Consider the following 4,244-nt stretch of genomic DNA (forward strand, 5'->3'; position numbering starts at 1 on the left):
GAAATAGCCCCATCCTCCCGACCGGCAAACGGCTCTTCAACGCGCCGGCTTCCATTCCGTCTTTGGCGGCTCGGGCAGGCCCTGCGCCCGAAAGGCGTTTCGAAAGTGCATTTTGGCGACCTTACTGAGGCCGTCCGTTCCGTGCTTCGCGACAAACTCATTGGCGGCTTCGTCCACGGCGCCAGAGGCACCCTTCGGCAATTTGACTCCGAACTGTTTCTCCAGCGCCGCGAGGCGCGTGACGAATTCATCACGGGCAAGAATCGAGGCCGCGGCCACGGCAAGATCCGCTTCCGCCTTGTGCCGTTGGATCAGTTCAATCTCGCGTCCCAACCCCATCAAAGCGTTCGCGACGGTCGCCTTGTTCGCGGCGAACTGGTCGCTGATGGCCCGGACCGGCGGCGGATTCATCCGATGCTTCTGGCCCATCAGATTTTCGATCACGCGCGCGTGGCCCCACGCCAGGATCGCGTTCACGCTCTTCATCCGGCCGTACAGCCGGTTGTAGGCCTCGTTCCCGATTGGCACCACGCTCGTCACGCAACCGGGGGTCTCACGGATCAGTTTCGCCAGATCGGCGATCTTCCGGTCGCTGGAGATGTTTTTGGAGTCGCGAATGCCCGCATCTTTCCATGCCTTCACCACCGCCTCGTTCACATAGGCGCCGGCGATGCACAGCGGCCCGAAAAAATCTCCCTTGCCACTTTCGTCCACGCCCAGCCGCGGCAGCAGCAGCTCCGGGTTCAGCACGGTCTCGTAACCGAGCCGCGCCTGTTTCAATATTCCCGGTTCGAGCACGAACTCGACGAAGTCCTGCGTCCCCTTCCCCTGCACCACCAATTTGCCGCTCTCGTAAAAAACCACGTTGAGTTTCTCCTTGTCCGCGGCGAACCGCGCGTAGGGCACTTCGCGAAATTCGTAGCCGTGCTCGCGCAGATAGCGCTCCAGCGCCCCGGCCTCCAGGCCGGCCAGCACACAGGTATATGAGGTCAATGGCTTCACAAACGTTGAGTTATCCTAGGCGGTTGTCGTAGGCTGCGCAACCGTGCAACGCAAACGAAGGTTGAAGGAAAAGCGGCCGGGAGGGAATTCCGGACGCCATACGCCGGCTGCACTGGTTGGGCCGCTGCTCGCCTGGTTCGCGGCCAATGCCCGCGATCTGCCGTGGCGCCGCACGCGCGACCCTTACGCCATCTGGATTTCTGAAATCATGCTCCAGCAAACTCAGGTCAAGACGGTCATCCCCTACTGGGAACGCTGGATGCGCGAACTGCCGACGGCGCAATCGCTGGCCCGCGCCCGACCGGGGAAAGTGCTGAAGCTCTGGGAAGGTCTCGGTTACTATACTCGCGCCCGTAATTTGCAGACGGCCGCGCAACTGATTATGGACAAGCATGACGGCTGTTTCCCCGAAAAGTTCGATGCCGTGCTCGCGCTCCCGGGCATTGGCCGTTACACCGCCGGCGCGATTTGCAGCATCGCCTTTAACCAGCCGACACCGATCCTCGACGGCAACGTCATTCGCGTGCTCACCCGCCTGTTTGGCATCGGCGAGAATCCGCGCGAAACAAAGACCAATGCGCGGCTGTGGAGTCTGGCGGCTTCTCTGGTCCAGTCAGCGGCGCGGGTGAAACGCCGCGGACAGAATTGTTCGCATCTCAATCAAGCACTGATGGAACTCGGCGCGACGGTTTGCACGCCGCGCCAGCCGAAGTGTCCCCTTTGCCCCGTTCGAAAAAGCTGCGCCGCCTTTCGCGAGGACCGGACCGGGCAACTGCCCAACCTCGGGCGGCGCGCGATTGCGACCGAACGCCGTTTCGCCGCGTTCGTTGTTGAGAGAAGCGGGCGGTTTCTCGTTCAACAGCGCCCGGCCGGCGTGGTCAACGCGCATCTGTGGGAATTTCCAAATCTCGAAACCAACACACGCCCGACAGCCGGCCCGCAGCTGGCAAAAACCCTGTTCAACGAGCGCCCTGAAGCAGTCAAACCGTTGCGGCAAATTCGCCATACCATCACGCGCTACCGGATCACGATGGATGTCTTTCGGGTCGAGTTTGCCAACGGCGCGCCCGATGCGATCCCAAACGCGCGCTGGTGTTCGCCGGCTCAGTTGCACAAGCTGGCCTTTCCGAGCGCGCATCGAAACATCCTGGGAATGCTCGCGAGACAATGAGCCGGGAGGTTCACCGCGCTTCCAACTTCAAGCGCCGACAGCCGTCTGCTTTTCGTTCCGCGCGGGTATTTCTCCTTTCCAAAACTGCTGAAAGCTATTGAAGCGTCGCGCGGTAAAATTTCCGCGCGCCGGGCGGCTGAGGGTCGAAATAACTCCAAACATTGGTTGCCAGCCAGTTAGTCGCCAGCGGCTGCCAGGTCTGAAAATCGATCGAGCCCTGCAACACGATGCGCTGGCCCGGAACGCCTGCGACATCAATCCGGGGCTGAACGCCTGCGCCACCCGATATCGCCAGGCTCGGAGGATCGAGACTCGAAAACACCGTGAGAATCTCCGGTGCGTAAAGATAGCGCGTGTGGCTGCCATCAGTGATGCTTGCGTAAATCGCGTGGAGGCCAGGAGTGGCATTTGTAGCGTTAAAAGGGATGGTAACTGTGCCGCGGCCGACCTGGTCTGTCCCTTGCACCGCGGCCTGCTGCACAATCATTTCATTGCCGTTGTAAGGATTAAAATCGTCGTCGAGATAAAAGCTCACGAGAGCGTTGGTTGTTGCCGGACGCACCCATTGGTAATAGAGCGTGGTAGTGGTGCTCTGGCCGAATGCGACGATGTTCGTTCCGGTGAGATTAAATTTGATGACGTTCGGCCAGTTCCCGTTGTTGGCAGGCAGGGAAGTGCGGTTATCCACCGTGCCCGCGCCCAAATCCCACCTTTGATTGTAGCCATCCCGGATCATCCCGAATCCCTGGCCAACCGGTTGGTCCGTGCTCAAGCGATCGCCCCCACCGATAAGACTGTAATAAAAGCCGGCGACAACACCGCGGCTTTCATACGCAGTCCACCACGTTTGCCGCTCGGTGTCGGTGATGGAAGCTCCACTGTCGCTGGCCGGGGTGTCCCAATCAATTGTTCCGTGATACCAGAGATGCACGTTGGAATGGCGTGGGGAAACGGGCACCGAGTTATTGTTGTAACCTCCGGAAACTTCTTGATCGTCCAGGTGACGGTTATACGCGCCCGAGACGGACTCACCGTTAAAGTCGGCGATACCGCCCGAAAAATCCTGCCAGTAGTTGTCGCGAAACAGAACATTTTCGTAAGTAAGACTGGCGGAAGCATCGGTCGGGAAAAATCCAAACTCGGAGTTGCCGTCATTGTTCAACGGGTGCGGATCGAGCGTCGTCAAGTGGTCAACCCAGACGCCGTTGGTGCCCAACTGGCGGCTGAGTTCGTTCATCAGCGAACCGCCGCGGCTGTGACCGACCAAATGGATCGGGAATTCCGCCAGCGCATGACCGTTCAGATCGGCAATCGCGTTCGTTTGTGAAACGACCAGGCTTGCAATCCACGCAACATTTGAAGTGCTGGTGTCATCATTAAATGGGTTGAAGACGTCGGAAGGATCACCCGACATCTGGCTCCAATCGAGTTTGACGATGATTTCACCCGAGTCGTTGGTCAATGGCGATCCACCTTCACGTTCCCATTGGTACTGGTAAGTGCTGCCGTCCGTCGTGAGCGTGACTTTGTAAACGGTGAAATTAGTTCCGGGAAAGCGGTAGTAATTTGGAATCGCGTTCGCCATTGCGGTAACCCAACTGTTCGCGTCGCTGTAAAAACCATGGGTAATGATGGTCACCCCGGCGGCCGAGATCTGTGACGTGGAAAATAATGCCGTGCAAACCGCGGCGAACAAACCGCTCATCGTCAGAGTCGGGGCCAGGTTTGGCTTCGGCATGGGAAGTTGCATTGATTTCTTTTTCCGGCCTGAACGACGCGCCGAGTAACGCTTGAACGCGCAAAAAAGCAAAGCGTATTCGGACACGTTCAACCTTTCCTGCGCCAGTTGCGCAGTCGAGTGGTGGCCTTTCCCTGGTCACGGCAAATTGGGGCCGCCCGCTTCCTTGACAGTCTCGCGACCTTCAACAAAACTCTCCCGCCTTATGGCCGAACCCCGGAGTAACGAGTTGATGGAAAAGATCGTGTCGCTGTGCAAACGGCGCGGGTTCATCTTCCAATCCTCGGAGATTTACGGCGGCATCAACGGCTTTTGGGACTACGGCCCGCTCGG

Annotated in this window: 3 protein-coding genes; 1 reads left to right on the forward strand and 2 read right to left on the reverse strand. The window is 58.9% G+C overall.

All coding sequences use genetic code 11. The features are described from left to right. Positions 1 to 36 precede the first annotated feature (36 nt). A complete protein-coding gene (rnhC, locus tag VN887_20795; GenBank protein ID HXT42458.1) occupies positions 37 to 1,002 on the reverse strand; it encodes a ribonuclease HIII in 966 nt (321 codons plus the stop codon). Between the two features lie 43 nt (positions 1,003 to 1,045). Here rnhC and mutY point away from each other — a divergent pair, with 43 nt between their 5' ends. Continuing rightward, on the forward strand, positions 1,046 to 2,173 hold the full coding sequence (mutY, locus tag VN887_20800) for an A/G-specific adenine glycosylase (protein HXT42459.1): 1,128 nt from the start codon (positions 1,046 to 1,048) through the stop codon (positions 2,171 to 2,173). A gap of 94 nt (positions 2,174 to 2,267) precedes the next feature. Here the strand turns inward: mutY and VN887_20805 are convergent, their stop codons facing one another. Then, positions 2,268 to 3,911 (reverse strand): hypothetical protein, encoded by a 1,644-nt coding sequence (locus VN887_20805; protein HXT42460.1) that lies wholly within the window; start codon positions 3,909 to 3,911, stop codon positions 2,268 to 2,270. Positions 3,912 to 4,244: the final 333 nt, after the last annotated feature.

It is taken from the genome of Candidatus Angelobacter sp. (assembly GCA_035607015.1).
Classification (GTDB): Bacteria; Verrucomicrobiota; Verrucomicrobiia; order Limisphaerales; family AV2; genus AV2.

Bases quoted from the DNA above. Each gene is read 5' to 3' on its own strand.
- VN887_20805 (HXT42460.1), bottom strand. From the start codon at position 3,911: ATGCCGAAGCCAAACCTGGCCCCGACTCTGACGATGAGCGGTTTGTTC.